We start from the raw sequence: 25,637 nt of genomic DNA, 5'->3' as shown, positions 1-25,637 counted from the left end.
AATGGGATGGCCATGACAGCCATCCCATTCGGATCAGACACTAGTCCGGATATCAGTCGACGGTCGCGCCGCTGTCCTTGACCACTTTCGACCACTTGACCGATTCAGCCTGGACGAACTTGGCGAAGTTCGCCGGGGTGTCGCCCACGTATTCGGTGCCGGTGTCGTGCAGCACTTTCTGGAAGTCCGCGCCCTTCATGACCTTTTGCGCTTCGGCATTGATCTTGGCGACCACCGCAGCCGGGGTCTTGGCCGGTGCGAACATGCCGTACCAGGCATAGGACTCGATGGCCGGCAGGCCGGCTTCAGCGAAGGTCGGCACGTCCGGCAGCAGCGGCGAGCGCTTGGTGCCCGATTGGGCGATCGGCTTGACCTTGCCGCTCTTGATGTGCGGCATGATCGCGATGGTGCTGTCGAACATCATCGGTACGTGGCCGCCCAGCAGGTCCGAGATCGCCGGCGCCGAACCCTTGTACGGCACGTGGATCATCTCCAGCTTGGCCACGCTGGCGAACAGTTCGCCGGTCAGGTGCTGCGGAGTGCCGTTGCCCGACGAAGCGTACTGGAACTTGCCTTTCTGCGCCTGGATGTGGGCCATCAGTTCCTTCAGATTCTTGGCCGGCACCGAGGGGTGGGCGACCAGCACCAGCGGGGCGCGCAGCAGGTTGGTGACCGGGGTCAGTTCCTTGATCGGATCGAAAGCCATCTTCTTGTACAGGCTCGGATTGATGACGATCGGTGCGCTCGAGGTGATCAGGAGGGTCTGGCCATCCGGCTCGGCGCGGGTGACCGCGGCGGTGCCGATGTTGCCGCCGCCGCCGGCGCGGTTGTCGATGACGAAGGTCTGGCCCAGGTTCTGGGTCAGGCCCTTGGCCAGCGGACGCGCCGCGATGTCGGACGGGCCGCCCGGCGGCCACGGCACGACGACCGTGACGGTTCCGGCGGGCCAGTTCTGGGCCAGGGCGCTGGCGGACAGGATGGTGGCGGCGACAGCAAACGCGAATTTGCCTTGGGTGGGGAAGAGACGCATATTCGAACCCTTTATTTGGTCTACATTCGGTGGTTGATGATTCAATAACCGGCGCAAAGATTCTACACTAATGAGAATATGACAGAACAGCGTGTCACTGCGTATTCACCTGAGCAATTTGTCGTGCTAGACTGACATCATGCAGATCAAAAAATTCTACTTTGGAGCATGTCGACACAGGCCATAGAAGCCTGTCGTACGCATTTCTGCACCTTATTTAGTCTTCTATCGGCCACAGCGAACTTGTTTCCCTGTGGCCTTTGTCTTTTCTGGAGCCGCCATGGACCTCAAGCTGTACGACACCTACGAGCGCGCACTGCGCCCCTTCCAACCGATCCAGGCGGGACGCGTGGGCTTGTACGCCTGCGGTCCCACGGTCTACGACTACGCCCACATCGGCAACCTGCGCACCTATCTGTTCGGCGACACCCTGCGCCGGGTGCTGGAACTGAACGGCTATGCGGTCCACCACGTGATCAACATCACCGACGTCGGCCACCTGAGCTCGGATGGCGACACCGGCGAGGACAAGATGGAGAAGGGGACGCGGCGCACCGGCCGCTCGGCCTGGGACATCGCCGCCTATTACACGCAAGCCTTCCAGCAGGACCTGGCGCTGCTCGGCATCCAGGCCCCGGCCGTGTGGGCGCGCGCTACCGACCACATCCCCGAGCAGATCGACTTCATCGCCGGGATCGAGCGCCAGGGCTACGCCTACCGGACCGAGGACGGCATCTATTTCGACACCGCCAAACTGGCGGCCTACGGCCACCTGGCGCGCCTGAACACCGCCGGCCAGCGCGCCGGGCACCGGGTGGAGCTCGGCGGCAAGCGCTCGCCGACCGATTTCGCGTTGTGGAAGTTCAGCGGCGCGGGCGAGCAGCGCCAGATGGAATGGGACAGCCCCTGGGGACGCGGCTTCCCGGGCTGGCACATCGAGTGCTCGACCATGTCGAGCAAGTACCTGGGCGCGCTGTTCGACATCCACATCGGCGGCGAGGACCATATCCCGGTGCACCACTCGAACGAGATCGCCCAGCACGAAGCCTGCCACGGCCACGCGCCGGCGCGCTACTGGCTGCACGGCGCTTTCCTGCAGCTCGAAAGCGGGGACAAGATGTCGAAGTCGGACGGCGGTTTCCTGCGCCTCACCACACTGGCCGAGCGCGGTTTCGATCCGCTGGCCTACCGCTACCTGGTGCTGACGGCCCATTACCGTTCGCCGCTGGCCTTCTCCTGGCCGGCCTTGCAGGCGGCGCAGACGGCCCTGAACCGCCTGCGGCAGGCGCTGCACGCGCTGCCCGAAGGCGGCATGCCCGACGCGGCCTATCGCGACGCCATGCTGGCGGAACTGAACGAGGACCTGAATACGCCGCGCGCGCTGGCGCTGGCCTGGGAAGTCCTGAAGTCGCCGCTGGATGGCCAAACGAAGCGGGCGACGGTCGCGTGGCTGGACCAGGCGCTTGGCCTGGGCCTGGAACAATGGCGTCCCGCCGCGATCGAAGTGCCGCTGGCCGTCAGGGAGCTGGTTGAAGCACGCGGCCTGGCGCGCAGGGAGAAGCGCTGGAAAGACGCCGATGCGCTGCGCCTCGCCATCGAGGAGGCAGGCTTCATCCTGCGCGATACCCCGGACGGTACGGTGGCCGAACCGTTGCCGGGGTAAGAAGGACCTTAGCCCGGCTGGACGCGCGACCCGGCGCCGACGAAATGCTGCTCGATCTCTTCCAGCGTCTTGCCCTTGGTCTCGGGCAGCAGGAAGGCCGCGGTCAGGAAGTACAGGACCGAGAACGCCGCCCCGAAGAAGAACACGGTCGAGTAGCCGTAGAAGCCGACGGTGGGCAGGAACATGGCGGCGATCACGGTCGAGACGAACTGGTTGATCAGGAGGGCGATGCTCATGCCGTTGGAGCGGATCCGGGTCGGCATCAGCTCCGACAGCGCCAGCCACACGCACACGCCCGGGCCCACCGCGAAGCCGGCGACGAACAGGCAGATCGCCAGCGCCACCTGCCAGCCGTGCGCCTCGGGCGGCACCGGGCCGAGCCAGGCGCGTTCGATGGTGAGCGGCGCATCCCTGGCGGCGGCCGGGTCGGCGAAGGGATTCAGGTGCCAGCGGCGCAGGGAGGCGCCGATCACGCTGTCCTTCTGCACGGTATCTTCACGGCTCAGGGTCATGGCCGGCAGCAGCGGGTCGTCGCTGCGGCGCGACTGCACGTTGGTGAAGGGGCCGTAGGCATAGGCCACCGTCAGCTGCTGGGGCGCGTCTTTGCCTTCAATTTCGCCTCCGCCAAGGGCCGCGAGCTGGGCGCCGTCCAGGCGCAGCGCCAGTCCGCCATTCTTCACCTGGGCTTCGACCGCGGCGCGCACGTCGCGCTGGTTCGATTCCGCCCCACGGAACAGCAGGCCCGCCGACACCAGCGCCACCACGATGCAGCCGCTGCCCAGTTTCAACAGGAACTTGCGGCCCTTGCGGTCGACCAGGATGACGGCCACCACGGTCATGACCGCGTTCAGCACCTTGAGGGCCACGTCCGCCGCGTTGGCGGTGGCGCCGGGCAGGCCGGCCTGGTTCAGGATCGTGACCACATAGGCCAGGATGGAGTTGATGCCGGTGGCCTGGGTCAGCGCCAGCACCAGGCAGGCCAGCAGGAAGGGCAGCACGTAGCGGCGGCTCGCAAGCGAATCGCGTCCGACTGCAAGCTTGGCGATGGGCTGGTCGATCTTGCCTTGCCCGCGCAGGGCCAGCCAGCGCGGCGATTCCTTCAGCGCCAGGCTGCCGAGGGTGAACACCAGGCCCGGCGCCAGGCAGAGCCAGAAGATGGTGCGCCAGGCGTGGTCCTGGGCCGCGAACACGGCGGCGGCCCGATCAAGCGGCGCCAGGGCGGCGGCGGCCTGGGTGGCGGCGTCGACGTTCTGGGCCTGGCTCAGGCCGATGACGGCCGCGCCCACCAGGCCGATGGTCAGCATCAGCTGGAACAGGGCGGCGCCGCGTCCACGCTGGGCGGCGGGCAGCGACTCGGCCAGGTAGAGCGGCACCACGACGCCGATCAGGCCACCGCTGATGCCCTGCAGCAGGCGGCCCAGCAGCAGGGGCGTGTAGCCGTCGGACAGCGCGATCATCGGAATGCTGACGGTGAACAGCGCGCCCGCCAGCACCATCGCCCAGCGCCGCCCGATGGCGTCGGCCAGCGCGCCCGCGAACAGCGAGGACAGCACGGACCCGAGCAGTACCGCCGCCACGATGAAGGACAGCTGCTGGGTGCTCAGCTTCCAGGCCACCGTGGCCGTCGATTCCAGGTAGGGCAGGGCGCCGGCGATGATGCCGACGTCGATTCCGTACAGCAGGCCGCCCATGCCGGCGATGAACAGCAGGTAGCGCTTGCCGCGCTCCGCCGAAGAGGTTGAAGCGTCCATGGTGTCTCCGTTGATTTGGTTTTGGTCAGTTCAGATCGATCGCTTCGCCTTCGACGAAGACGGCCACCGGCCGCAATGCTTCGTCGAGCACGACGATGTCGGCCCAGGCGCCCGGCTGCAGGCGCCCGCGCTGGGTCTCGCCCAGGTAGTCGGCCGGGTAGGTCGAGACGCGCAGCGCGGCGTCGGCCAGGTCCAGGCCCAGGCCGACGAAGTTGCGCAGCGCCTGGTCCATGGTCAGCACGCTGCCGGCCAGCGAACCAGCGCCGTTTTGATCACCCTTCAGGCGTACGCAGCCCGCGCACTTGAACACGCGCTGGGTGCCGAGCGCGTATTCGCCGTCCGGCATGCCGGTGGCGGCGGTGGCGTCGGTGATGCCGTACAGGCGCGGGATCGCGCGCAGGGCGGCGTGCAGCGCGCCCGGGCTCACGTGCTCCAGGTCGGGAATGATCTCGGCGTACTCGGCGTGCGCCAGGGCCGCGCCGACGATGCCGGGCTCGCGGTGGTGGATGCCGGTCATGCCGTTGTACAGGTGGGTGAAGCCGGCCGCGCCGGCGCGCAGGGCGGCCACGCCATCTTCGTAGCTGCCGTCGCTGTGGCCGATCTGCACCCGGATGCCGAGCGCGGCGAGGTCCGGGATCAGCGCCAGGTGGCCGTCGACTTCCGGCGCGATGGTGAGCACGCGGATCGGCGCCATGGCGTGCAGGCTGTTCACCAGTTCCAGGGTGGCGGGAATGACGTCGGGCGGCTGGGCGCCCAGGCGCTTCTGGCTGAGGAAGGGTCCTTCGAGGTGCACGCCCAGCATGCGCGCGCCGCCTTGCGGGCGCTCGGCGATGACGCCGGCCAGGCCGCGCAGGGCGCGCCGGATGTCGAGCTCCTTGGCGGTCATGGTGGTGCCGAGCAGGGAAGTGGTGCCGTATCTGGCGTGGGTGCGGGCGATGGTGATGCCCGCATCGCCGCCCTGCATGGTGTCGGCGCCGGCCGCGCCGTGCACGTGCAGGTCGACGAAGCCGGGGAGGATGGTGTGCTTGCCGGCGGCAGGGCCTTCGATGATCCGGTGGATGCAGTCGCTGAACTCGATGCTGCCTGTGATCCAGCCTTGGGGAGTAAGGATTCTGCCGCTGAGCATTTATTCCGCTATGAGTAATTCGATGCCCAGCTTTTGCAGCCCCTCACGGTATTCAGGGCTGATGCTGGCATCGGTGATGACGGTATGGACCCGGTCCAGCTGCACGATGCGGTGCAGGCTGACGCGGCCGAATTTGGAAGCGTCGGTGAGCACGATGATCTTCTTCGCGCGCTCGACCATCTTGTGATTCAGGCTGGCCTCGGCCTCGTGGTGGGTGGTGACCCCGAACTGCAGGTCGAAGCCGTCGACGCCCAGGAACAGCTTGTCGAAGTTATAGGCCTGCAGGGTGGCCTCGGCCTGGCTGCCTTGGATCGACAGCGACTGCTTGCGCAGCAGGCCGCCGGTCAGGATCAGGTCCACGCCCGGCGACTCCGCCAGTTCCCAGGCGATGTTCAGGCCATTCGTCATCACCGTCACGTTGTTCGCATCGCGCAGGTGGCGCGCCAGCGAAATGGTCGTGGTGCCCGAGTCGATGATGATGTTGTCGCCTTCCTGCACCAGGGTGGCGGCCAGCGCGCCGATGCGCTCCTTCTGCTCCTGGTTGATCGCATCCTTCTGGCGGATCGTGTGCTCGGTCGGCGGGGTGCGGGTGAGGGTGGCGCCGCCGTGGCTGCGCGTGGCCAGTCCCTGCGCCTCGAGCGCGCTCAGGTCGCTGCGGATGGTCACCGCCGACACGCCGTACTCCTGCACCAGGTCGGTCACCTGGACCGAGCCCTGGCGGGTCAGGAGCTGGAGGATGGCTTCGCGGCGTTGGGTGGTGTTTCGCATGATGGCGGATGGGTCGACGGTAAAAACGCCGAGCTTAACAGATAGGCACGCCCTTGTTGACGGCTTCCGCCGCATTCCGGTTGCAGGCCCGCGCATACTGCGCCAGCACGCGGCCGATCTTGTGCTCCAGCAGCGCGCGGCTGCCGGTTTTCAGCTGCCCCTGCAGCACGTCCAGGTACTGCTCCGGCAGGTGCTGGCTCAGGAGCGGCAGCGGAATCTCGATCGCGTCCAGGTTGGCGAACAGATGCTCCACGGCGGCCGCCACCGGCGGTTCGCCCCAGTAGTAGCGGCAGCGGTCGGACAGGCCGTAGCGGCGCATCACGCGCTGCTCGTCGCTGCTGCCTGGGTAGTGCTTGCGCCAGTGCTCGGGCTTGGCCAGCATCACTTCGTCCAGCACCTGCATCAGGCGCGAGGAGCGCTCGGGCGCCACCAGTTCGTCCTCGATCTGGCACAGGGCCAGCAGGCCTTCGCGCAGGGCGAAGGTCGCGGCCGGGCCGACCTTGAGGATGGCGAAGTGGTCGCGCACCATTTCGTGCAGGCCGGACTCCTTCTGGTAGTCGGTGGAGTGCGCCTCGAACACCAGGCCTGGCTGGCCGGCCACGAAGGCCGACAGGCTGGCCGCTTGGGCAGCGTCGTAATGCTGGATATGGCTGTGGTCGAAGTCCACGCCCGGCTGCACCACCATGGCGATCACGCGGCGCCAGGCGTCGTGCAGGCCGGCGTCGAGGAAGGCGCGGCAATGCACTTCCAGCGTGCGCCCGGCCGCCAGCGGCGAGGTCGGGGCGCCCGCATCGGCCAGCGCGGATTCGCCGCCCGGCACCGGCACTTCGGTACCGATCACGTAGACCGGCGGCGCATGGCCGGCGCTGCGCGCGGCCGCGTCGGCCACGATGGCCAGGCGCACGGCGCGCTCGGCGACGATGGCGTCGTCCAGGGCAGGCGGATCGTCGGCGCAGCGCATGCTGCAGTCCAGGTGGATCTTGTGGAAGCCCGCGGCGGCGTAGGCCGCTACCAGGGTCTCGGCCTTGGCCATTGCCTCATCGGCGGGACGGCCCTGCCAGGCGTTCGGACCCAGATGGTCGCCCCCGAGCACCAGGCGATCGAGCGGGAAGCCGCGCTCGCGCGCCAGCTGTTCGACATAGGCGCGGAACTGGGCCGGATTCATGCCGGTGTAGCCGCCGTACTGGTCGACCTGGTTCGAGGTCGCCTCGACCAGCAGCAGGGTAGCGTAATCCTGCGCCACGCGCATGGCGGCGGTAAGGACGATCGGATGACTGCAGCATACGCTGTACAGTCCGGCCGCTTCGCCGCGGCGGTGCGCCTTGATCACTTGCTGGATGGGGGAGAGGGCCTGGTTCATGGTGCGCTCATCTTCAGGTGCTGGTGGACCAGCAGGGCCGCGCCGCGCGCGCCGCCGGCGTCGCCGAAGCGCGGCGGCAGGATCGGCGGCACCTGGGCGCCGGCGAACAAATGGCGCTTGATGGCTTCGGGCAGCTGTTTATAAAGGTGGGGAAGCTGGGACAGCCCGCCGCCGAGCACGATCGCATGCGGATCGAGGGCCAGCACCAGGCTGGACATCGCGTGGGCCAGCAGGTCGAGGTGGGCGGACAGCGTCTTGGCGGCGATGGCGTCGCCCGTGTTGGCGCGCGCCGCGACGACCATGGGTGCGGCGCCGTCGCCGCCGAAGTGGCGGTGCAGCATGCTCATGCCGGGGCCGGAGACATAGCGCTCCATGCAGCCGGCGCGCCCGCAAGGGCAGGCGATGACCGGCAGCTTGTACAGGGACAGCAGGTGCGCCGGCGCGGCCCAGTGGCCCCATTCGCCGGCGACGCCGTTGAAACCGCGGTGCAGGCGGCCGCGCGAGCAGTAGCCGCCGCCGGCGCCGGTGCCGAGGATGGCGCCGAACATGGTCGGCAGGCCGTCGGCGGCGCCGCCTTGCGCTTCGGACAGGGCGAAGCACTGGCAATCGTTGCCGATGACGACGGGACGATGCAGCGCTTCTTCCAGCGCAGGGGTAACCAGGCGGCCGTTCAGCGCCGGCACATTGGAGCTGAGCTGGCGGCCGGTGAGGGAATCGACCACGCCGGGCAGGCCGATGCCGACCGGCGCGGCGGCGCCGAGGACGGCGTCGGCGCGCCGTACGATGGCGGCGATGGCCTGGACGAACTCCTGGAAGTCGTGTCCGGGCGTGGCGATGCGCTCGCGATGCACCTCGCCCATCTGCGCATCGAAGGCGACCAGCTCGATCTTGCTGCCGCCGATGTCGATGCCGTGGAAGCCGCGCAGGTCAGGAGGCGTCATGGCGGTAGATGGTGACGCCCTTGACGACACGGTTGACCGTGCCGCTGGCGAAAGGATTATCGGGAGTCAGCTGCAGCGTGGCCGAGAGGTGCAGGGCATACTGCTGGGCGAACAGCAGCCACAGCGGAGCGAGCCAAGCGTCGGGCAAGCCCGGGGTGTCCACATCAAAATCGCCGCCCGGACCGATCGTCAGCACGCGCTGGGCGATACCGTCGCGACGCACTTCCTCGACCAGATCCGCCTCGTAGCGGCGCGACAGCGCGCGGCTGCTGTTGAAGACGAGGACCGCCGATGCGCCGTTCAGCACCGACTTGGGACCGTGGCGGAAGCCCAGCGGCGTATTCGCCATCGCGGTCACGCGTCCGCCCGTCAGTTCGAGCAGCTTGAGGGCGCTTTCCTTGGCCAGGCCTTCCAGCGGGCCGCTGCCCAGGTAGACGACGCGCTCGGCCACCGTGCCGCCGAGGGCGGCGACCGGCGCTTCCCAGGCGAGCAAGGCCTGCTCCGCCAGCTGGGAGAGGGCGGCGATGCGGTCGAGCTGGTCGCCTTTGCCCAGCACGCCCAGCGCCGCCAGCAGCATGCAGGTGAAGCTGCTGGTCATGGCGAAGCCGCGGTCGCAGCTGGCGGCCGGCATCAGGAGGTTGAAGCTGTTCGGGTCGGCGGCGCTTTCGCGCGCCAGCCGGCCTTCGGCGTTGCAGGTGATGTTCAGCAGGCGTGCGCCCGGCACCAGCTCGCGCACCAGGTTGACGGCGGCCAGGCTTTCCGGGCTGTCGCCGCTGCGGGCGAAGGACACCAGCAGGGTAGGCGCGTTCGCATCCAGGTAGAGCTCGGGGTGGGTGAGCAGGGTGGTGGTGGCCAGCGCGCGCACCTGGGCCGGCCAGGCGGCATTGATCTCGTCGGCGACGATCTCGCCGACGTAGGCGGAGCTGCCGGCGCCGGTGAGGATCACCCGCTGCAGCGGATTCGCCAGGCAGCCGCCCAGGAAGGCCTCGACGCGTTCGCGCTCGCTGCGCAGGTTCGCGTACAGTGCGCCCCAGAGCGCCGGCTGCTGCGCGATTTCCTCGGCGGTGTGCAGGCCGCCGATATCGCGCCACGCTTGTTGGCTTCGCTGCAGAAGAGTAGTCATCGAAAGAAATGTAAAAAGTTTTTAGTGTGATCAATCTTAAATAGAAAGTTTGCGAAAGTCAAACACGAAAGATAAACGAAAGATACAGGGCAGGCGATCGTGGTTATTTCGCAGCCATCTGGACTGCGAGGAGCCAATTCATGCACAGATGTGTGCTTGCTACGCCACAATTCGAAAGATGACTCGGCATTTTTTAGTTTAAACGAAAGGTTTTGGGCGTGTTTCGTTCGTAGTTTGGAACTTTTTTAGGGTTTTCCTTTCCTTTTTGTTGACCTTCTTTGTTTTTGTTCATACATTATCTTCATCAAATCGCAAAACGATCCGAAAGACCTTGTCCATGAAGCACGCATCTTCCCTGCATCGTCCTCTCGCCGTCTCCCTGCTGGCGCTGGCTGTTTCCTCCGCCTGGGCCGCGCCGCTCGGCAGCCTGCGCAGCGTCAGCCCGGTCCAGGCCGACAGCCCGTCCTGGGACCTGGTGTCGGATTCCGGCGCCTTGGTGCGTGTCAGCCTGCCGCGTGCGGACGTGGTGCGCATCCAGGCCGGGCGCAAGGAACTGACCGGCCCCGGCGACAAGGCCGCAGCCATCGTGGTCGCCACGGCGTCGAAGGACGTGAAGCACGAATTCAAGGAAGAGAACGGCCAGCTGGTGCTGCGCACCGATGCGCTGACCCTGCGCGTGGACCGCAAGCCGCTGCGTTTCACCCTTTACCGCGCCGGCGAGACCCAGCCGTTGTGGCGCGAGCTCCAGGCGCTCGACCTCGGCGACAAGCAAAGCGTGCAGGTGCTCTCCAGCGACAAGGCCGAGCGCTTCTTCGGCGGCGGCCAGCAGAACGGGCGCTTCGAATTCAAGGGCCGCGAACTGCCGGTCTCCTACTCGGGGGGCTGGGAAGAGGGCGACCGCCCGAATCCCGCGCCCTTCCTGATGAGTTCCCGCGGCTGGGGCATGCTGCGCAACAGCTGGGCCGACGGCAACTACGACCTGCGTGAAGACAACCAGCTCACCCTGCAGCACGCCGAAGGGCGCTTCGACGCCTATTACTTTGTCGGCAAGTCGATGCACGAGGTGCTGGCCCGCTATACCGAATGGACCGGCCGCGCGCGCATGCTGCCGCGCTGGGCCCTGGAATACGGCGACGCCGACTGTTATAACGACGGCGACAACGTCAAGAAGCCGGGCACGGTGCCGCGCGGCTGGAGCGACGGCCCCACCGGCAAGACGCCGGACGTGGTCGACACCGTCGCCAAACAATACCGCGAACACGACATGCCGGGCGGCTGGATCCTGCCGAACGACGGCTACGGCTGCGGCTACACGGCGCTGCCGGAGACCGTGCAGGGCCTGGCCAAACAGGGCTTCCGTACCGGCCTGTGGACCGAGAACGGCGTCGACAAGATCGCCTGGGAAGTCGGCCAGGCCGGCAGCCGCGTGCAGAAGCTCGACGTGGCCTGGACCGGCAAGGGCTACCAGTTCTCGCTGGACGCCAACAAGTCCGCCTACGACGGCATCCTGAATAACTCGAACAGCCGCCCCTTCATCTGGACCGTGATGGGCTGGGCCGGCACCCAGCGCTACGCGGTGGCCTGGACCGGCGACCAGAGCGCCAGCTGGGACTACATCCGCTGGCACGTGCCGACCCTGATCGGCTCGGGCCTGTCCGGCCAGGCCTATGCCACCGGCGACGTCGACGCCATCTTCGGCGGCAGCCCGGAAACCTATACCCGCGACCTGCAGTGGAAGAGCTTCACCCCGGTGCTGATGGGGATGTCCGGCTGGTCGGCCAGCGCGCGCAAGCATCCATGGTGGTTCGACGAGCCTTACCGCAGCATCAACCGCCGCTACCTCAAGCTCAAGCTGCGCCTGACGCCCTACATGTACAACCTGACGCGCGAGGCCGAGGAAACCGGCGCGCCGATCGTGCGCGGCCTGATGTGGGATTACCCGAACGACCCGGCCGCGCTGCTCGAGACGCACAAGTACCAGTTCCTGCTGGGCCGCGACCTGCTGGTGGCGCCGGTCTACCGCAGCCAGGCCGTGAGCCAGGGCTGGCGCAAGGGCATCCACCTGCCGCAGGGCCGCTGGATCGACTACTGGGACGGCCGCCAGGTCGTCGCCGGGGCGCAAGGGAAGGACATCGACCTCCAGGTCAGCCTCGACAAGCTGCCGGTCTTCGTGCGCGCCGGCGCCATCGTGCCGATGTATCCCGAGATGCTGTACGACGGCCACAAGCCGAAGCACAGGCTCACACTCGACCTCTACCCGCAGGGCGAGTCCGCTTACACCCTGTATGAAGACGACGGCAATACCCGGCGCTACCAGCAGGGCGCGTTCAGCCGCCAGAAGATCGCGATGCGCGAGGCTGGAGGCAAGGTCGACGTCACCATCCACCCGGTCGAAGGTGCGTACGACGGCCAGGAAGCGAAGCGCGGCTACAGCCTGCGCATGCCCAGCCGCCAGCGTCCCACGAAGGTGCTGGCGCAAGGCGCCGCACTCAAAGAGCTCAGCCGCGCCGGGTTCGACGCCGCCGATGCGGGCTGGTTCTTCGACGCCCAGGAGCGCCTCGGTACCGTGCACGTCAAGACCCCGAGCCAGGACATCCGCCAGGCGCTGGGCTTCACGCTGGAAGGCATCGCCCAGGCCGCGGGCGACGACGCCTTCCCGGCCGCTCCGGCGCAAGGCCGCGCGCTGCCGCCGGACGCCATGGTCGTGGTGAACCGTCCTGCGGAAGAGCCGGGCCACCCGATGGAGAACGCCTTCGACGGCAACCCGGCCACCTGGTTCCGCACCGTGCGCAGCCAGGCTGTGAAGAGCGGCGCCCACGAATGGGTGATCGGCTTCACCGAACGCCGCCTGGTGGATGGCATCGAGATCGCGCCGCGCAGCGACGCCAACTGGAAGCATGGCCAGGTGCGCGACTACGAGATCTACCTGGCGGACACGAATGGCGAGTGGGGCGCGCCGGTCAAGCGCGGCCAGCTCACTCTGACCAAGGACACGCAGACCATCGCCTTCCCGGCCAGCGCCGGCCGCCTGCTGCGCTTCCGCGTGCTGAGCACGCAGAATCCGGACGGCAGCGGCGCCGCCAGCACCGATCCGATGGTGACGGCGGTCTCGGGTGACGCACCCGCCCGCGCCTTCGATGCCGCGGCCCCGGCCGAGGTGGCGCCGATCACCCTATCCGAATTCCGCATCCTCGAGCACCCGGTGCCGGAAGGCCAGGAACTGCGCCGCTACCTGAGCGAGCTGCCGCTGCCGAAGGCCCTCGGCCGCGACAAGCCCGCAAGCAAGGCGAGCGAAATGCGCATGAACGGCCTGCGCTTCAACAAAGGTGTCGGCATGGGCCCGGCCGGGCGCCTCGACCTGCAGCTGGGCGGCGCCTGGCGCCTGCTGCGCGCCGACCTGGGCGTGGACGACAGCTGCCGCGATGCAGGTGGGCTGCGCTTCCAGGTGTGGAGCGGCGAGCGCCTGCTCTACGACAGCGGCCTGGTGAAGGCGCCGGCCGTGGTCAAGCCCGAAATCGACGTGCGCGGACTGGGCCAGCTCAGCCTGCGAACCCTCGGCGCAACGGGCGCCCAGCCGGCCCGAACGTGCGGTAACTGGGCCAACGCCGTGTTGATCGGCACGGAAGGCGCCACGGTCAAGCCCCGCTAAGTACTTCAACCTCAAGCGATGTCGGAGCCCCCTCCTTGGAGCGGGGAGGGCCCCGCTCATCCCTCGCATCGAAAAAAGACGGAGACAGCATATGAAACGACGCAATTTTCTTTCCCTGGGTTCGGCGCTGGCAGGCAGCGCGCTGTCGGCAGGCGTGATGTCGAGCGCTTCGGCGGCCAGCCGCGAGCGCCTGCGCATCGGCATGATCGGCACCGGCATGCGCGGCCAGGTCCTGCTGCGCGAACTGGTGCGCCGTGACGACGTCGACGTGGTGGCGCTGTGCGACATCGAGCCGATCATGCTGGGCCGCGCGGTCGAGATGGTGACCAAGGCCGGCAAGGCGCGTCCCGCCATCTTCGGCGAGAACGGCCATAGCCTGGACTACCGCCGCATGCTGGACGCCAGCAAGCTCGATGGCGTGATCATCGCCACGCCCTGGGAATGGCATGCGCCGATGGCGATCGAGGCCATGCGCACCAAGGTGCCGGTCGGCTGCGAAGTGGTGGCCGGCGTGACCCTGCAGGACCACTGGGACGTGCTGGATGCCCAGCTCAAGACCGGCACCCCCTACATGCTGCTCGAGAACGTCTGCTACCGCCGCGACGTGCTGGCGGTGCTGCGCATGGTGCGCTCCGGCCTGTTCGGCGAACTGGTGCACCTGCAGGGCGGCTACCAGCACGACCTGCGGGCCGTGAAGTTCAACAGCGGCGATCCGGCCAAGCCCTACGGCGGCGGCGTGGAATTCGGCCAGAAGGGCTGGTCCGAGGCGCGCTGGCGCACCGAGCACTCGGTGCGCCGCAACGGCGAGCTGTATCCGAGCCATGGCATCGGCCCGATCGCCATGTACACCAACATCAACCGCGGCAACCGCTTCACCCGCATCAATGCCTTCGCCAGCAAGGCGGCCGGGCTGCACGACTACGTGCAGCGCCAGGGCGGCAAGGACCACCCCAACGCGAAGACCCGTTTCAGCCTGGGCGACCTGGTAACCACCACGCTCTCCTGCGACAACGGCGAGACCATTATCCTGCAGCATGACACTTCGCTGCCGCGTCCGTATTCGCTGGGCTTCCGCGTGCAGGGCACGCGCGGCCTGTGGATGGACCTGAACCGCTCGGTGCACGTGGAAGGCGTGAGCAAGCCCCACGAATGGGACGACTTCAAGCAGTGGCAGGACAAGTACGAGCACCCGCTCTGGCGCAAGTACGGCGAACGCGCGGCGAGCGCAGGCCACGGCGGCATGGACTTCTTCGTGATCCACGCCTTTATCGAGGCGCTGAAGGAGAACGCGCCGATGCCCATCGATATCTACGACGCCATCACCTGGAGCGCGATCACGCCGCTGTCCGAGCAGTCGATCGCCCTCGGCTTCCAGACCCTCGACTTCCCGGACTTCACGGGCGGCCAGTGGCGCAACCGCAAACCGATCTTCGCTTTCGACGACCGCTATTGATGCGGACTCATGCTGTTCCACACCTCGAGGAGAACCAGATGAAATCCAGGATGCTGATGTTGAATGCCGTCGCAATCGCCTTGCTGGGTTGCGCCCATGTCCACGCCGAACCGCGCGCAGCCGCAGACCCGACGGCGGGCAAGAAGGCGGTGGTGGCGGCGCCCCTGAACGTGGCGCTGGCTGGCAATGCCTTCGTGACGACGGCGGGCGCCGGTGCGACCGAGACCATCACCGCGAATGGCCTGTCCAACTGGACCAATCCGTCCACCGTCACCAGCATCTGGTTCCGGATGGCGCAGGCGGGCAGCGCCACCATTGGCCTGGACGCCAGCCTGTCCGGCAGCAAGAGCAGCACCGTGCGCGTCACCGTCGACGGCGCGCCGTACACGCTGGCGCTGAGCAAGGGCGCGAAGAAGACCTACACCGTCGGCACGCTCGATCTGCCGGCCGGCTACATCAAGGTCGACTTGCAGGGCGTGAGCAAGGACGGCGGCTATTTCGGCGACGTCGCCGGCCTCACCGTCGACACGGCGACGCCGGTCAATTATGCGAATGACGCCGCCAACTACTACTGGTCGCGGCGCGGCCCCTCGGTCCACCTGGGCTTTGCGGTGCCGGCGAATACCGAATACTTCTACAGCGAGCTGTCGGTGCCGGTGGGGCAGGACGCGATCGGCTCCTACTACATGGCCAACGGTTTCAATGGCGGCTACTTCGGCATCCAGGTCAATTCGCCGTCCGAGCGCCGCGTGCTGTTCTCGATCTGGGACGCCGACAACGGCGCCAAGACCACCCTGGTGGGCAAGGGGGCGGGCGTGGTGGACAACGGCTTCGGCGGCGAAGGCACGGGCGGCCAGTCCTACCTGCTGTACAACTGGGTGGCGGGCAATACCTACCGCTTCGTCACCCGCGTGCGCCCGGATGGCGCCGGCGCCACCGATTTCTCGGCCTGGTTCTTCGCGCCGGAAACCGGCGCCTGGCGCTACATCGCCACCTGGAAGCGCCCGGCGACCACGACCTACCACGCGGGCGTGTATTCCTTCCTCGAGAACTTCCTGGACACCAAGGGCTACCTGGGCCGCCTGGCCGAATACGGCAACCAGTGGGCGCGCTCCACCAGCGGGACCTGGAGCGAGATCACCAATGCGCGCTTCACCGGCGACGCCACCGCCGCCAACGCCCAGCGCATGGACTACGCGGGCGGGCTGCGCGGCAGTGGCTTCTACCTGCGCAACGGCGGCTTCTTCAGCGACTCCGTCCCGATCAACCAGAACTTCACCCGTCCCGCACTGGGCATTGCGCCCGGCGTGGACGTGAACACGCTCCCCATGCAGTAAGCGATTTACACACAACTATTATTACAAAAGGAGAGGCACTTGAAACTCAAGACACTGATCGCCGCGCTGGCGGCCGCAGGAATGGCGTCGAGCGCACTGGCCGCCGGCCAGGTGGATGACAAAACGACCAACAAGGAGGAGGGCAAGCCCGAGAAGATGGCGCGGGTCGAAGTGACCGGCTCCAGCCTGAAGCGCATCAACGCCGAAACCGCCTCGCCGGTGCAGGTGGTGGACGCCAAGCAGATCGAGAACATGGGCGCCCGCACCCTGATGCAGGTGCTGGACAACCTGCCGGCGGCGCGTCCCGCCCAGCAGGACTTCCGCTCGATGTTCACCGGTTCGGACGGCGCCTCGCAGGCCAACCTGCGCGGCCTCGGCGCCCAGGGCACCCTGGTGCTGCTCAACGGCCGCCGCCTGTCCTTCTATGGCGCGCCGTCCGGCTTCCAGACCATGTTCGTGAACATCGATGCGATCCCGGCGGCGGCGATCGAACGCATGGAAGTCCTGACCGACGGCGCTTCGGCGGTCTACGGTTCGGACGCGGTGGCGGGCGTGATCAACGTGATCACCAAGAAGAACTACCAGGGCCTGGAAGCGCGCGCCAGCTATGACACGTCCGCCGATGTCAAGTCCTACGGCGAGAAGCAGGGCAGCCTGCTGTTCGGCACCGGCGACCTGGCCGAAGACGGTTACAACATCTACGGCTCGGTCAACGTCTACCAGCGCGACCGCATTTCGCTGGCCGACACCTACGACAAGCGCCCCGATTACTTCTACGTCAACAATCCGAACTTCATCTCCAACTTCCGCATCGGCACCGGCAGTGAGCCGGGCGTGCTGAATCCGGGCACCCTGTTCGTGTTCGACCCGGCGCGCAACAACGCCCGCGTCCAGCGCGCCGTCAACGGCTGCCCGACCGCGATCACCGAAGCCTCCGGTACGCGCTGTATCTGGAACAACCTGCCGTACGCGCTCGATACCGGCCCGACCTCGGACCGCATCACCGGCTACCTGGCCGGCCGCAAGCGCTTCGGCGGCGGCCTGGAAGGCTTCGCGGAAGCGGCATACACCCACATCCGCATGCGCGGCGAGAACGGCCCGCGCAGCTTCAACAGCGGCAGCACCAGCAACTGGTTTGCGCGCAACACCGGCACCAAGCTGAATACCTTCGTCAATCCCTACCTGGGCCCGAACAACGTCTACCTGCAGGGCAGGCTGTCGCCGGAGATGGCGGCCATGATGGGCGGCGCGGCCGGCCTGAACTACCTGATGCAGGACGCCGTCGGCCACTTCGGCCAGAAAAACGTGGATGACAGCTACCGCGCGGTGGCCGGCCTGCGCGGCAGCGTATTCGGCGACTGGGAATTCGAGACCGCGCTGAGCATCGCAGGCAGCCACTCGACCCTGTACCAGACCGTGAACATCAACACCGCCGGTTTCGCCAAGGCCTTCGGCCCGTTCACGACCGACCCGGTCACCGGCCGCACCTATATCGCGGACAACCCGGCCTATAAATTCGGCGAAATCAGCGAGGCCAATGCCGCGCTGCTGCGCGAAGCCTACCCGACCTTCGACATCCAGTCCTGGACCAAGCTGATCACCTGGGACGGCAAGATCGAAGGCACGCTGATGAAGCTGGGCGACCGCGAAGTGCGCGCCGCCTTCGGGGCCAACCTGATGCGCGAAAGCTTCGACACCCCGGGCAATGCCGACGCGGCGAATGGCCTGATCACCCAGCAGGGCGGTTCCTGGTTCGACGGCGAGCGCACCATCAGCGCGGTGTTCGGCGAAGTGGTGGTCCCGGTGACCGACAAGCTCGAAGTCAACGCCGCCGCGCGCCTGGACAAGTACCCGAACTTCAGCGCCAACCTGGCGCCGAAGATCGGCGTGGTGTGGCGCGCGCGTCCCGAGGTGATGGTGCGCGGCACATATTCCGAAGGCTTCCGCGCCCCGAACCTGGCCGAATCCGGCTCGGGCGGCGTGTTCGCCCAGGTGGGCGGCATCCGCGACACCGTGCGCTGCGACGAGACCAACGCCATCGCCAACCTGTTGATGAAATCGGCGACCGCCACCGAGGTCGACCTGGGCAAGAGCCTGTTCAACTCCAACTGCTCGACCACGGTGGGCGGCCTGACCCCGCCGAACCCGGACCTGCAGCCGGAGAAGGCCAAGATCGCGACCGTGGGCCTGGTGCTGCAGCCGATCAAGGACCTCAGCATCTCGTTCGACTACTGGTACGTGAAGCGCCGCAACGAGATCGTGCGCCAGGACTTCAACGAGCTGTTCACCGAACTGGTCGACCAGTACGGCCCGGGCCTGGCCGGCACCGACAAGGCGATCCGCAACGCCCTGACCGACGCCGACCGCGCCAACATGGCGGCCGTGGCCACCATGTGCGCCAACCCGGCCAATGCGGCGGCCTGCGCCGGCGGCCTGCCGACCTACTCGGTGGGCAACCTGGGCGGCCTGATCAACTCCTACCTGAACCGCGGCAGCACGCTGGTCGACGGCTTCGACATCGACGCGCGCACCCGTTTCTCGCTGGGGAACTGGGGCAAGCTGAACACCGGCGCCGCGGTGACGATCCGCCGCCGCGAGACCTACGACTACGGCGACGGCAGCGGTTTCTCGGGCAACTACGTCGGCTACTACGACTCGCCGCGCGTGCGCGGCACGGTCAACGCGGATTGGATGTACGGTAACTTCACCACCAGCCTGTTCGTGAACTACACGGGCGGGACCAAGTGGGCCTACGGCGACTACGACACCGACAACACGCCGGAGAACTGCACCGCGGCGGGTGTGTCGCTGCCGGAAGAGCTGTGCGACGGCGCCCCGTCGTACACGACGGTGAACCTGGGCTTCAACTGGAAACCGATGAAGAACCTGAACCTGGGTATCAACATCAAGAACGTGCTCGACAAGAAACCGTACTACGATCCGAACGGCTGGGAAGGCTACAACCACAGCCAGAACCTGTTTGGGCGCCAGTTCGCGTTCTCGGCAAGCTACAAGTTCTGGTAAGCCGCGAAGTAATCTAGTTTAGTTAGCATCCAAACGTCGTCCCGGCGAAGGCCGGGACCCAAGTTTAGCGTCTCAGTAACGCTCGCAGAACTTGGGTCCCGGCCTTCGCCGGGACGACGGTCTTTCTGCTAACTGAAGTTTGTAAGGTTCGCGGGTTTGCCAAATACTGCTTGTCATTTCGCACAACTGTGCTAAAGTGGCTCCATGAACTCCACTGCCAAAAGCGAAGCCACCTACGCCACCATCGTCGGCGCCGCCATGGAAATGGCCGCTGCCGAGGGGATCGGCAAGCTCTCGCTGGGCGAGCTGTCCAAGCGCACCGGCATCAGCAAGAGCGGCATCTTCTCCCGCGTCGCGTCGCTCGAAGCGCTGCAGCTCGCGGTGCTGGAGGAGTACGACCGCGTGTTCGCGGAAGAAGTCTTCCTGCCGGCACTGAAAGCGCCCAGGGGCTTGCCGCGCCTGGTGAAGCAGGTCGAGCTGTGGCTCAAGCGCATCGGCAGCGATACCTCGCGCGGCGCCTGTCTTTATACGGCGGGCGCCTTCGAATTCGACGACGTCCCCGGCCCACTGCGCGACCGGCTGGAAGAGGGCGTGGTGCGCTGGCGCGCATCGCTGCGCAAGACGGTGCTGCAGGCGATCGAGGAAGGACACCTGCGCCCGGACACCGATCCCGAGCAGCTGGTGTTCGAGATCTACAGCCTGATCATCGGGATGATGCACGACGTGCGCTTCCTGCGCGGCGACGCCACGGCGCGCCGGGTGCAGCGGGCCTTCAACCGCCTGATCTCGACCTACAAGAGTTTCAACGACCTGGAATAGCAGTACCGGCGGTGGGCCAAGCCCGCCATTTTTTTCAAGTTATTTCGCACATGTGTGCGAAATGAAGCGTGAGCGAGGAGATCGTCATGTCCAATCTATGGTTGCTGGCCCTGCCTTTCGGCGGCTATGTCTGGTATGTGCTGGGCTGCGTGATGCGCATCGTCCCGAAATCGAACGAGGATTTCACCTTTTTCTAAAGCGGTCGGCTGGGGGAGACGTACGCCTGGATCAGCTATGCGACATGCACTTCAACTTGTCGCTACGATCTGATCAAGCGAACAACAAAAGGACGATGCCATGTCTTCTCCAACGACCGCCGGCGTACACTATCGCCACCCGCCAGGGCCGCTGCACGCCACCTTGCTTGCCGGTAGTGTTCCTCTTTTCCTGGGCGCCTTGCTGAGCGATGTCGCCTACTACCAGACGTACCAGATTCAGTGGGGCAACTTCGCGTCCTGGCTCATCGCGGGCGGCTTGCTGTTCTGCGGCCTGGCTCTTCTGTTTGCCCTGGTCAATCTCATCCGGGCGGAGCGCAAGGCGGGGCATCCCGCGCTGTATTTCCTGCTGCTGCTGGCAACCTGGGTGCTGGGACTGATCGACGCTTTCGTGCATGCCAAGGACGCCTGGGCCGTGATGCCGGCCGGCCTGGTCTTGTCCATCATCGTGGCCGTGCTGGCCTGCGCCGCGACCTGGGTGGGACTGGGACCGCGTCAGGGAGGTGTGAAATGAAGCCATGGAAGCCATTGACGGTGCTGGGCGCGGCGCTGCTGCTGGCCGCATGCGGAGAAGACGGCGCAGGCAGCCAGGCGCTCGGGGCCGATCCGAAGTTGCCCGAACCGCAGCGCGGTTTGCTGCCCAGCATGAAGATTGCCGAACCGGAGGCCTGGGGCGATCGCAAGCCCAGCGTACCGAAGGGTTTTACCATCACGGCGATCGCAACCGGCCTGAAGATTCCGCGGCAGACCCTGGTGCTGCCCAACGGCGATATCCTGGTGGCGGAAGGACGCGGAGGCGGCGCGGCCAAGCTCAAGCCCAAGGATGTGATCGCCGGTTATATCAAGGCCAAGGGCAATACCAAGGTCAAAGGCGGGAATCGCCTGACTTTGCTGCGCGATGCCGATGGCGACGGCCAGTACGAGCTGAATACCGTGTTCGCGGAAAACCTGAATGCCCCTTACGGCCTGGCCCTGGCCGGCAACAAGCTTTACGTGGCCAACCAGGACGAGCTGGTCAGCTTCGACTACAAGGAAGGCCAGACCAAGGCCAGCGGCCCGCCTGTCAGCGTCACCAAGCTGCCCTCCGAGATCAATCACCACTGGACCAAGGCGCTGACCGTCAGTCCCGATGGGCGCTTCCTGTATGTCGGCATCGGCTCCAACAGCAATATCACCGAGCGCGGCATGGAGGCCGAGGTCGACCGGGCCATGGTATGGCAGGTCGACGCCGCCACGGGCGCCCACAAGCCGTATGCGACCGGGCTACGCAATCCGACGGCCCTGGCGATGCATCCGCAAACCGGGCAGTTGTGGGCAGTGGTCAACGAACGCGACGAACTGGGACCGGACCTGGTGCCGGACTACCTGACCTCGGTGCGCGAAGGGGCATTCTATGGCTGGCCGTACAGCTACTGGGGCCAGAACGTCGATACCCGTGTCAAGCCCCAGGACAAGGAAAAGGTCGCCGCCGCCGTCAAGCCGGATTACAGCTTGGGCTCGCACGTCGCGGCGCTCGGCCTGAGCTTTTCTGTGCCGGCGATGGGTGAACAGTTTGCGAGCGGAGTCTTCGTCGGGGAGCACGGCAGCTGGAACCGCATCCCGCCTGTGGGCTACAAGGTGATCTTTGTCCCCTTCAGCAATGGGCGTCCTTCCGGTGAAGCGGTCGATTTCGTGACCGGCTTCCGTGATACGGATGGGAAGACGCGCGGGCGGCCGGTCGGTGTGACCGTCGATCCGCGCGGGGCGCTGATCGTCGCGGATGACCTGGCGAACACGGTGTGGCGGGTGATCCCTAGTCGGTAAATCCAGCCTGGTCCGAGGCCGCGTGCGTCCGCTGCGCCGCGGCGGCGCGGGTGCGCGTTTCCTCATCGAGCATTCCCCGGACCGCCGCGAACAGGGGATGCGCCTGCGTGTAGCGCTGACCGTAGCCGAGGTTGAACGCATAGTCGAAGTCCGCCGGATTATCGCCCTGGTTATGCTGCAGGATCGTCTCCAGCTTGTCCATGGCCTTGACCGCCCGGGCTTCGGGCGTCGCGGCATTCTCGTATTCCTCCCACAGCGCGAGGATCTCCTGGCGCAGCACCGGGTCGAGCGGCTGGGTGAGCTGCAGCATGTCTTGCCGCTCCTGTTCGCTCTTGGCGGCGGGATCGGCCTGGGCGATGGCCGGGATGTCGCCGTGGATGGCTTCGCCCAGGTCGTGGACCACGCACAGCTTCAGCACCTTCAGCATGTCCAGGCCCGCCAGGCCGTCTTCGAAGGCCAGGGCCATCAGGCACAGGCGCCAGGTGTGTTCGGCCGTGCTCTCCGGACGTCCGGACGAGGTGTGGCGCTGCGCAGGACGCTCTTGAGCGATTCGGCGGCGCGCAGGAAGGCCAGTCTGGCCCGGATGGTCTCCTGGTCCATGCGGTCTCCGTCAGGCGCCCACTGGCCGCCAGTCGTTCAGCCCTTCGATCTCGCACATGGTCTTCCAGCTCGGGCGCTGGAACACGCGCAGCGCGAGGTCGTTCAGGTGCGTCCAGGTGGTGCCCGGACGCGACATGTTGCGCGCCCAGCGGATGTACATGGTCAGCTGGAGGTCGGCGCTGGAGAAGGTCTCGCCCAGCAGGTAGGGGCCGTTGCTGGCGAGATGGCGGTCGATGCGGTCCAGGGTGGACTCGATCTTCCCGCGCAGGGCTTCGCGCACGGCGGCCGGATGCTCGTCGAGGCCGATGTCCCCCGAATAGAACCAGGTCCGGTACAAGGCGCCCAGGTGGCAGGACAGGTGCACGCTCCACTTCATCCAGTCGGCGCGGCCGGGCGTGCCCGGCGCCGGCGCCAGGCCCGCCTCGGGATGGCGCTCGGCCAGCAGCATGACTTGCGCCGCCGATTCCTGCATCACGACGCCGTCCACGACCAGGGTGGGCACCACGCCGCCGGGGTTGAGCTCCAGGTAGGCGCTGTCGTGCTGCTGGTCCTTGTCGAAGTCGACCAATTGCAGCTGGTGCGGCGCCCCGGTTTCCAGCAGCATCGCGTGAACCACCATGCTGGCGGTGCCCGGTGAGTAGTGCAGCGTGTACATCGGTTTCCTCCCTTGAATGGAAGTGCAGAGCTTAGGCCATGTGCATGCGGGATGTCACGCATAATCATCGAAAAAAATGGCCGGTATCAGCGCTTGATGAGTTGCCGCCGCCGCAGCTTCCGCTGCAGCTGCATGATTCCGTAGATCAGGGCCTCCGCCGTGGGCGGGCAGCCGGGAATGTAGACGTCGACCGGGATGATGCGGTCGCAGCCGCGCACTACCGAATACGAGTAATGGTAATAGCCGCCGCCGTTGGCGCAGGAACCCATCGAGATCACGTATTTCGGGTCCGGCATCTGGTCGTAGACCTTGCGCAGCGCGGTCGCCATCTTGTTGGTCAGGGTGCCGGCGACGATCATCAGGTCCGCCTGGCGCGGACTGGCGCGCGGAATGAGGCCGAAGCGGTCCATGTCGTAGCGGGCCGAGGCGGCCTGCATCATCTCGACCGCGCAGCAGGCCAGGCCGAAGGACAAGTACCAGATGCTGTTGCTGCGTACGTGGCCAACCAGGGTGTCGACGCTGGTCAGCAGATAGTGCTGGCCTTCCAGCGCCGTGTCTTGCAGGGTGTTCGTGTCTTCCATGCCGGTCTCCTTGTGAACGCCTGGAAGCATACGAAGGCGGACCGGCGGCGTCTTGTACGGACGCGACATGCGCTAGGTGGTGAAGGCCTGCAGCTCCTCGCTGTCGAACTGCCAGAATCCGTAGCCGGTGCCGCTGTCGAAACGGCTCCTGAGGAAGCTGGCCGGGGTGTCGCCGACGAACTGCCTGAAGTCGCGCGTGAAGTGAGGCTGGTCGACATAGCCTGCCGCATGGGCCGCCGCGGCCAGGCCGCCCGGCCCGCCGCGCATCAGGATCGCCAGCCCCAGCGAGAAGCGCGCCAGCCTGCGCACGTCGCGCAGGGGCAGGCCGTGGTGCATCAGGAAGCGGCGTTCGAACTGGCGGGTGCTCAGCCCCAGGTCGCCGGCCAGCTCCGCTGCCGGCCGCAGCAGCTGTTCTGCCGGCAGGGCCGGCAGGGCAGGGGCTTCGCGTCCGCCTTGCATCCGCTTGCGCAGCAAGAAGGCTTCGAGCGCCTCGACCAGCTCGCCGACGCGCCGGCCACGGTGCAGGCGCTCCAGCAGCGGCAGCAGCTCGTCCGGCGGCAGCAGGGCGTCGAGCGGCACGGGGTCCGGGCCGAGCAGGTTGACCGGCAGGCCGAAGCAGCGCAGGAAGCCGGATGGCTTGAAGGTCGCGGAAATGAAGCAGCTGTGCGGCGCCGCGCGAAAGCGGCCCGGCGCCAGCACGGGACCGGTCACGAAGGCCTGAGGCAGCTGCTGCGCGGGACCGTCCTCGTGCAGCACCAGGCTGCCGCCGCGCAGGTAGACCACCAGCTGCGGGTCGGGGCGGGCCGGCAGGTGCACCTCGGCGCCGTCGAAGCCGCCGAACATGAAGTTGCGTACGAAGGGCGCCAACTCCCGGCGCGGCAGGACGATGGCGCGCAAAGGCTGTTCGTTCAGGGCGGGAAGGGCGGGCATCCGCCTATGGTAGCAGCTCAGGCCTTGCAGGCAGGCTGGTGTCAGGCCACCAGTCTTCCCGCCAGTTCGTCCAGGGTCACGTGCCCGCGGAATGCCCCGCCGCCGCGGACGTTCCTGCCTTCTTCGATCTCCAGCGCGAAGCGCCCCGCCGGGGAGCTCCCGACGCGCTCCGCATGGCGGTGGATGGCGGGGAAGAGCGCCTGGGTATCGAACAGCCGGTGGTAGTCGGCCCAGCGGCTGACGGCGAACAGGTAGGCGTCGGCGACCGTCGGCGCTTCGCCGCCCAGCAACCAGCTGCGCTCGCCGAGCATGCGTTCGACGTGGCCGAATTCGTGCCTGACCAATTCCAGGCCGTCCGCGCGCATCTGCTGCTTGCGCTCCTCGCTCAAGCCTTGCCCTTCATACGACTTCCACAGCGGGGCGAAGGCGGCGAAGAAATCAGTGGTGAGGTAGGACAGCATCTCGGCCAGGCGGTCGAACTCCAGCGTGCCCTGGCGGAAGCCGAGGCCCTGCTTGATGCCGCGCCCCCCGATATGCTGGAGAATGGCCGCGCTTTCGGTCAGGCTGGCGCCGCCCCCGCCGAGCCGCAGGGCAGGCGTCTTCATGCGCGGATTGAAGCGGGTGAAAGTGGGCGGCCAGGGCTGCTCCAGCATCTCGATGCGGCACAGCTTGTAAGGCTGGCCGAGCCACTCGAGTGCAATGATGGAGGCAAGCGAGCATCCGCCGGGTACACCGTAAAACAGGACTGGTTCCATGGGTTCTTTTCCTTTGAAGTGTTCGAAGTGAAGTGTTGATAGTGAAGCGCGTCC

At 66.8% G+C, this 25,637-nt stretch carries 19 protein-coding genes and 1 pseudogene; 8 read left to right on the top strand and 12 right to left on the bottom strand.

Annotated elements, in window-relative coordinates; genetic code table 11:
* Nucleotides 1-52 precede the first annotated feature (52 nt).
* Complete coding sequence (locus tag J8847_RS09485; RefSeq protein ID WP_211524455.1) at nt 53-1,030, bottom strand: tripartite tricarboxylate transporter substrate binding protein; 978 nt, start codon at nt 1,028-1,030, stop codon at nt 53-55.
* Nucleotides 1,031-1,310: 280 nt separating this feature from the next.
* On the opposite strand from J8847_RS09485, the gene cysS reads away from it, so the two are divergent.
* Nucleotides 1,311-2,693, top strand: coding sequence for a cysteine--tRNA ligase (cysS, locus tag J8847_RS09480; protein WP_211524454.1), 1,383 nt, complete (start codon nt 1,311-1,313; stop codon nt 2,691-2,693).
* Nucleotides 2,694-2,701: 8 nt separating this feature from the next.
* Here the strand turns inward: cysS and J8847_RS09475 are convergent, their stop codons facing one another.
* From J8847_RS09475 to J8847_RS09450, 6 genes are read right to left on the bottom strand one after another with little or no spacing between them, the layout of a single operon-like run.
* A complete protein-coding gene (locus tag J8847_RS09475; protein WP_211524453.1) occupies nt 2,702-4,444 on the bottom strand; it encodes an MFS transporter in 1,743 nt (580 codons plus the stop codon).
* Nucleotides 4,445-4,469: 25 nt separating this feature from the next.
* The gene (locus J8847_RS09470; RefSeq protein ID WP_211524452.1) at nt 4,470-5,570 is read right to left on the bottom strand and encodes an N-acetylglucosamine-6-phosphate deacetylase; all 1,101 of its coding nucleotides are present in this window, start codon (nt 5,568-5,570) and stop codon (nt 4,470-4,472) included.
* Nucleotides 5,571-6,338 (bottom strand): DeoR family transcriptional regulator, encoded by a 768-nt coding sequence (locus J8847_RS09465; protein WP_211524451.1) that lies wholly within the window; start codon nt 6,336-6,338, stop codon nt 5,571-5,573. It lies immediately after the preceding gene.
* Between the two features lie 34 nt (nt 6,339-6,372).
* A complete protein-coding gene (locus tag J8847_RS09460) occupies nt 6,373-7,698 on the bottom strand; it encodes a D-tagatose-bisphosphate aldolase, class II, non-catalytic subunit (RefSeq protein WP_211524450.1) in 1,326 nt (441 codons plus the stop codon).
* On the bottom strand, nt 7,695-8,639 hold the full coding sequence (locus J8847_RS09455) for an ROK family protein (RefSeq protein WP_211524449.1): 945 nt from the start codon (nt 8,637-8,639) through the stop codon (nt 7,695-7,697). The genes J8847_RS09460 and J8847_RS09455 overlap by 4 nt, the downstream gene beginning before the upstream one ends.
* Nucleotides 8,626-9,762: an SIS domain-containing protein gene (locus J8847_RS09450; protein WP_211524448.1), complete on the bottom strand. Its 1,137-nt coding sequence runs from the start codon at nt 9,760-9,762 to the stop codon at nt 8,626-8,628. Before J8847_RS09450 ends, J8847_RS09455 begins: the two co-directional genes overlap by 14 nt.
* Before the next feature lie 337 nt (nt 9,763-10,099).
* Between J8847_RS09450 and J8847_RS09445 the strand changes: the two genes are divergently transcribed.
* From J8847_RS09445 to J8847_RS09415, 7 genes are all read left to right on the top strand, one after another.
* A complete protein-coding gene (locus J8847_RS09445; RefSeq protein WP_211524447.1) occupies nt 10,100-13,411 on the top strand; it encodes a TIM-barrel domain-containing protein in 3,312 nt (1,103 codons plus the stop codon).
* Nucleotides 13,412-13,502: 91 nt separating this feature from the next.
* Complete coding sequence (locus J8847_RS09440) at nt 13,503-14,864, top strand: Gfo/Idh/MocA family protein (protein WP_211524446.1); 1,362 nt, start codon at nt 13,503-13,505, stop codon at nt 14,862-14,864.
* Between the two features lie 38 nt (nt 14,865-14,902).
* Nucleotides 14,903-16,201, top strand: a complete 1,299-nt coding sequence (locus tag J8847_RS09435) for a DUF3472 domain-containing protein (RefSeq protein ID WP_211524445.1) — start codon at nt 14,903-14,905, stop codon at nt 16,199-16,201.
* A 39-nt stretch (nt 16,202-16,240) separates the two neighbouring features.
* On the top strand, nt 16,241-19,225 hold the full coding sequence (locus J8847_RS09430; RefSeq protein ID WP_211524444.1) for a TonB-dependent receptor domain-containing protein: 2,985 nt from the start codon (nt 16,241-16,243) through the stop codon (nt 19,223-19,225).
* 204 nt (nt 19,226-19,429) lie between these two features.
* Nucleotides 19,430-20,044, top strand: a complete 615-nt coding sequence (locus tag J8847_RS09425) for a TetR/AcrR family transcriptional regulator (RefSeq protein ID WP_211524443.1) — start codon at nt 19,430-19,432, stop codon at nt 20,042-20,044.
* Nucleotides 20,045-20,341: 297 nt separating this feature from the next.
* Nucleotides 20,342-20,773: a DUF2231 domain-containing protein gene (locus J8847_RS09420; protein ID WP_211524442.1), complete on the top strand. Its 432-nt coding sequence runs from the start codon at nt 20,342-20,344 to the stop codon at nt 20,771-20,773.
* Entirely contained in the window at nt 20,770-22,062 is a 1,293-nt protein-coding gene (locus J8847_RS09415) for a sorbosone dehydrogenase family protein (protein ID WP_211524441.1), read from the top strand. The genes J8847_RS09420 and J8847_RS09415 overlap by 4 nt, the downstream gene beginning before the upstream one ends.
* On the opposite strand, the pseudogene J8847_RS09410 reads toward J8847_RS09415, so the two are convergent.
* From J8847_RS09410 to J8847_RS09390, 5 genes and pseudogenes are all read right to left on the bottom strand, one after another.
* Nucleotides 22,052-22,662 (bottom strand): annotated as a pseudogene (locus J8847_RS09410) (HD domain-containing protein). The gene J8847_RS09415 and the pseudogene J8847_RS09410 overlap by 11 nt on opposite strands.
* Before the next feature lie 10 nt (nt 22,663-22,672).
* Nucleotides 22,673-23,317: a glutathione S-transferase family protein gene (locus tag J8847_RS09405; RefSeq protein WP_211524440.1), complete on the bottom strand. Its 645-nt coding sequence runs from the start codon at nt 23,315-23,317 to the stop codon at nt 22,673-22,675.
* Nucleotides 23,318-23,403: 86 nt separating this feature from the next.
* On the bottom strand, nt 23,404-23,898 hold the full coding sequence (locus tag J8847_RS09400) for an NADH-quinone oxidoreductase subunit B family protein (RefSeq protein WP_211524439.1): 495 nt from the start codon (nt 23,896-23,898) through the stop codon (nt 23,404-23,406).
* Between the two features lie 72 nt (nt 23,899-23,970).
* Entirely contained in the window at nt 23,971-24,828 is an 858-nt protein-coding gene (locus tag J8847_RS09395; protein WP_211524438.1) for an AraC family transcriptional regulator, read from the bottom strand.
* Nucleotides 24,829-24,869: 41 nt separating this feature from the next.
* Nucleotides 24,870-25,583, bottom strand: coding sequence for a glutathione S-transferase family protein (locus J8847_RS09390; protein WP_211524437.1), 714 nt, complete (start codon nt 25,581-25,583; stop codon nt 24,870-24,872).
* Nucleotides 25,584-25,637 lie beyond the last annotated feature (54 nt).

The organism is Massilia sp. AB1 (assembly GCF_018119385.1).
Classification (GTDB): Bacteria; Pseudomonadota; Gammaproteobacteria; order Burkholderiales; family Burkholderiaceae_D; genus Telluria.
The sequence above is the reverse complement of the archived record's forward strand: the minus strand, read 5'-3'. Positions and strand labels throughout refer to the sequence as shown.

What these genes read in the sequence shown, in the direction of transcription:
- J8847_RS09485 (WP_211524455.1), bottom strand. Translation starts at nt 1,030, where the DNA reads ATGCGTCTCTTCCCCACCCAAGGCAAATTCGCGTTTGCTGTCGCCGCC.
- J8847_RS09420 (WP_211524442.1), top strand. Translation starts at nt 20,342, where the DNA reads ATGTCTTCTCCAACGACCGCCGGCGTACACTATCGCCACCCGCCAGGG.
- J8847_RS09460 (WP_211524450.1), bottom strand. Translation starts at nt 7,698, where the DNA reads ATGAACCAGGCCCTCTCCCCCATCCAGCAAGTGATCAAGGCGCACCGC.
- J8847_RS09475 (WP_211524453.1), bottom strand. Translation starts at nt 4,444, where the DNA reads ATGGACGCTTCAACCTCTTCGGCGGAGCGCGGCAAGCGCTACCTGCTG.
- J8847_RS09440 (WP_211524446.1), top strand. Translation starts at nt 13,503, where the DNA reads ATGAAACGACGCAATTTTCTTTCCCTGGGTTCGGCGCTGGCAGGCAGC.
- J8847_RS09450 (WP_211524448.1), bottom strand. Translation starts at nt 9,762, where the DNA reads ATGACTACTCTTCTGCAGCGAAGCCAACAAGCGTGGCGCGATATCGGC.
- J8847_RS09445 (WP_211524447.1), top strand. Translation starts at nt 10,100, where the DNA reads ATGAAGCACGCATCTTCCCTGCATCGTCCTCTCGCCGTCTCCCTGCTG.
- J8847_RS09425 (WP_211524443.1), top strand. Translation starts at nt 19,430, where the DNA reads ATGAACTCCACTGCCAAAAGCGAAGCCACCTACGCCACCATCGTCGGC.
- J8847_RS09390 (WP_211524437.1), bottom strand. Translation starts at nt 25,583, where the DNA reads ATGGAACCAGTCCTGTTTTACGGTGTACCCGGCGGATGCTCGCTTGCC.
- J8847_RS09455 (WP_211524449.1), bottom strand. Translation starts at nt 8,639, where the DNA reads ATGACGCCTCCTGACCTGCGCGGCTTCCACGGCATCGACATCGGCGGC.
- J8847_RS09470 (WP_211524452.1), bottom strand. Translation starts at nt 5,570, where the DNA reads ATGCTCAGCGGCAGAATCCTTACTCCCCAAGGCTGGATCACAGGCAGC.
- J8847_RS09395 (WP_211524438.1), bottom strand. Translation starts at nt 24,828, where the DNA reads ATGCCCGCCCTTCCCGCCCTGAACGAACAGCCTTTGCGCGCCATCGTC.
- J8847_RS09415 (WP_211524441.1), top strand. Translation starts at nt 20,770, where the DNA reads ATGAAGCCATGGAAGCCATTGACGGTGCTGGGCGCGGCGCTGCTGCTG.
- J8847_RS09405 (WP_211524440.1), bottom strand. Translation starts at nt 23,317, where the DNA reads ATGTACACGCTGCACTACTCACCGGGCACCGCCAGCATGGTGGTTCAC.
- J8847_RS09435 (WP_211524445.1), top strand. Translation starts at nt 14,903, where the DNA reads ATGAAATCCAGGATGCTGATGTTGAATGCCGTCGCAATCGCCTTGCTG.
- cysS (WP_211524454.1), top strand. Translation starts at nt 1,311, where the DNA reads ATGGACCTCAAGCTGTACGACACCTACGAGCGCGCACTGCGCCCCTTC.
- J8847_RS09400 (WP_211524439.1), bottom strand. Translation starts at nt 23,898, where the DNA reads ATGGAAGACACGAACACCCTGCAAGACACGGCGCTGGAAGGCCAGCAC.
- J8847_RS09465 (WP_211524451.1), bottom strand. Translation starts at nt 6,338, where the DNA reads ATGCGAAACACCACCCAACGCCGCGAAGCCATCCTCCAGCTCCTGACC.